This window comes from Synechococcus sp. R55.8 (genome assembly GCF_047461895.1).
Taxonomy (GTDB): domain Bacteria; phylum Cyanobacteriota; class Cyanobacteriia; order Thermostichales; family Thermostichaceae; genus Thermostichus.
On record NZ_JANSIB010000107.1, the window covers coordinates 1,795 to 5,232 of the forward strand.

The 3,438-nt window shown below is 58.5% G+C and carries 2 protein-coding genes; both read right to left on the reverse strand.

Going from position 1 to position 3,438, the window contains the following annotated elements:
* Positions 1-277, reverse strand: a 277-nt coding sequence (locus NW829_RS10535; RefSeq protein WP_414417035.1) for an Hpt domain-containing protein, incomplete at its 3' end; no start/stop codon positions are given.
* A 75-nt stretch (positions 278-352) separates the two neighbouring features.
* A partial coding sequence (locus NW829_RS10540; RefSeq protein WP_414417036.1) for a response regulator occupies positions 353-3,438 on the reverse strand: 3,086 nt, incomplete at its 5' end.

The window sequence follows — 3,438 nt, forward strand, 5'->3', positions numbered from 1 at the left end:
GCAAGTACTGGCGGATATCGGCCAAGATGCGTTCTAGGTCTTCTGGGGCCTGGAGAGCGCGTGCCCATTCTAGGTCATGACCACCTTGGGATCCCTGCTGGGCCAGCGCCACTCCTAAGTGTTCCAGCTCGCGAACCACTTGGCAAAAAGCATTAGCTCCCACGTTGGAGCTGGCTCCTTTGAGGCGATGGGCGACCCGCCGCATTCTTTCTGCGTCGTAACCGGCAATGGCTTGGCGCAATTGCGGCAGCTGGGCTTCACAATCTTGGATGAACACCTGCAGCAGCTCCCGCTGAAACCCGCGATCCCCGCCGGAAACCTGATCCAGGTAGGCAGAGTCGATGGGATAGGGCTAGGTGGGAGAAGAGGGATCCCTGTCCCTACCGGGGGAGCTTGGAGAGGCTGCTTTAGAAGCGGATCCATTGGAGGATCCTGCTGCAGACTGGGCAATCACCTGGCTCCAGTGGTTGAGCAACCTTTGCAAATCTTCCTTCAGCACCGGCTTGCTGAGATAGTCGTCCATACCTGCCTGCAGGCAGCGCTCCCTATCCTCCTGCATGGCGTTGGCCGTGATGGCAATCACCACTGTGCGGTGGCCGGATCTCCGTTCCTGTTGGCGTAGGCGGCGGGTGGCCTCGTAGCCGTCCATCACCGGCATTTGGCAATCCATGAGAATAAGGTCATATCTGACCTGCTGCAGGAGATCCAATACCTCCTGACCATTGGCCACCACATCGGCCTTGTAGCCCAAGCTCTGGAGCTGGCGCAAAGCCACCTTTTGGTTGACGGGGTTATCCTCTGCCAGCAAAATGCGCAGGGACTGCTGGGGTCGGTCGGCCATAGGCGTCGTCTGAGAGAGAGGGGGGCCAATGCCCAAAAGAGAGGTGGAGAGGCCAGAAGATTTCCCCAGGGCCATGGCCAACGCCTCCTGAAGGCGGCTTTGTTTTACCGGCTTAACCAGGTAGGCAGCAAAGCCGATTTCGGCAGCGCGGCGGGAGTGCTCCCCCAGTCCCAGGGAGGTCATCATCACCAGTTGCGTCTCGGCCAGTTGCGGATCTGCCTTGATCCAGCGGCCCAAGGTCTCCCCATCCACCTCCGGCATTTGCATATCCAAAACGGCCAGGGGGAAGGGTCTGCCTTCCCGAACGGCTTGGCGTAGCTTGTCCATGGCCTGATAGGCATTTTCGGCCTCTTCCACCACCATTCCCCAAGCCGCGGCCTGGCAGCGCAGGATCTTGCGATTGGTGGCGTTGTCGTCCACCACCAACAGTCGCTTGCCCTGCAAATCCACCGGGACACGAGCAGAAGGCTGGGCAAGCTGCTGGACATAGGGCTGCCGCTCCAGGGTCAGCTCAACGCTGAAGGTGCTGCCCTGTCCCTCCTGGCTTTGCAACGAGATGGTTCCCCCCATCAGTTCTGTCAGTTGTTTGCAGATGGCCAAGCCCAGTCCCGTACCTCCGTATTTGCGGGTAGTAGAGGCATCCACCTGGCTAAACGGTTGAAACAGCTTGCTCTGCGCCGCCGCCGGGATCCCGATTCCGGTATCTCTCACCGAGAGCCTGAGGTGGACATGGGTAGCGGTTTCTTGCAGCACCTCTGCTTGGATCACCACCTCTCCTCGGTGGGTGAACTTAATGGCGTTGCTTACCAAATTGTTGAGGATTTGCCGTAGTCGCGAGGCATCTCCCCGCAGGTAGCGCGGCACTTCCGGTGGCATGAGCACCGCCAGCTCCAATCCCTTGGCGTGGGCAGTGGGGGCAAACAGATCCGCCACCTCTTCCAGACACGAGCGGAGATCGAAATCCAGGATCTCCAGCTCCATTTCCCCGGCCTCCAATTTGGAGAAGTCCAGGATGTCGTTGATGAGGGTGAGCAGCGCATCGCCGCTGACGCGGATGGTCTCTACAAAGTCCCGCTGTTCTGCATTGAGGGGGGTCTCCAGCAGCAGGCCCGTCATCCCCAACACCGCGTTCATGGGGGTGCGGATCTCGTGGCTCATGGTGGCCAAGAAGCTGCTCTTGGCCTGTGCAGCCTGCTCAGCTGCTTTGCGGGCCTGCTCCAGCTCCAGGCTGCGCTTTCTCTCCCGTTCCAAAAGGGCTGCCTGGGTGAGGGCAATGCCAATTTGGTTGGCCAACTGCGATAGCAGCTCCATCTCAAAGGGTTGCCACTGACGGGGCCCGGAGCACTGGTGGGCCAGCAACAACCCCCACAACTGCTGCTCCAAAAACAGCGGCACCACCAAGTTGGCCCTGACCTGCATTTTTTGCAGCAGCTCTAGGTAACAAGGCTCCAGTCCTTCACTTTCCACATCGCTAACAACGCGAACGCGGCCCTGGCTGTAGAGCTGGGCGTACTTTTCCTGAAAACAGGGATCCTCGATCACCTCTCCCAGCAAGGAGGGGATCCCCGGCTGAGTTTTCTCGTTGGAGATGATCCCAGAACCATCCGGCTGGAAGCGGTAGACCAAGACTCGGTCGGCTTTGAGCAGGGCTTGGATTTCTGTTACCGCCGTCTCTAGGATCTCGGCGATATCCAAAGATTCGCGGATCTTCAAGCTGAGATTGGCTAGCAACTGAGCCCGGCGGTTTTGCCGCTCCAATTCCTCTGCCGCTTTCTTCTGCTCGGTAATGTTGCGGAAGATGCCCCGCGTAGCCACCATCACTCCATCTTCAAAGCGGCAGTTGACATTGCCCTCCACCCAAACAGTTTCACCGCTGGCCGTGAGGAAAGCTGTCTCTACCCTCTCCAGTTTCTCCCCTGCTAGAAGCTTCTGGAAAAGAGCCTGGCAGTGCTCCCGGCAGTCGGGATGGAGAATGTCGAAGAGGGTCATCTGATAGACCTGAGCTTCGTCGTAGCCCAAGGTCTCCTTCCAAGTGCGGTTGACATACAAAAAGTGCCCTTCGGCATCCACGCTTTGGATGAGGTCAGTGGCATTTTCAAAGAGATCCCGGTAGCGCTCTTCGCTTTCTTTCAAGGCCAGCTCCGCCAGCCTACGGTCGGTGATGTCGATGCCGGTGCCCATGACAAACTCCACCTCGCCGGCAGCGTTGATTAGGGCGGTGTTAGACCAAGAAATAAGCCGCAGTGCCCCTTGCTTGGTGCGCCAAAAATTCTCATGGCGATTCAAAAAGAGGGAATGATTGCCCTTGAGCTGTTCAAAAGCTTGCTTCACACCAGGCACATCTTCCGGTGGGATCAAACCTAAGTCCCATAGCAGCCGGCCCTTGACCTCTGCCAGCGAGTAGCCAGAAAGCTGCTCGGCAGCGCGGTTGAAGCGCAGGATACGCCCTTCTGGATCCATGACCACCACCAGCGCCCCTGCCGTATCGATAACCGCGTTGGTAAAATCTCGCTCTTGCTTGAGGGATCGTTCTGCCTCTTCTCGCTCGGCAGTCTCCCGGCGGATGAGGAAGTAAACCGAGGCCAAAACCAGGTAAG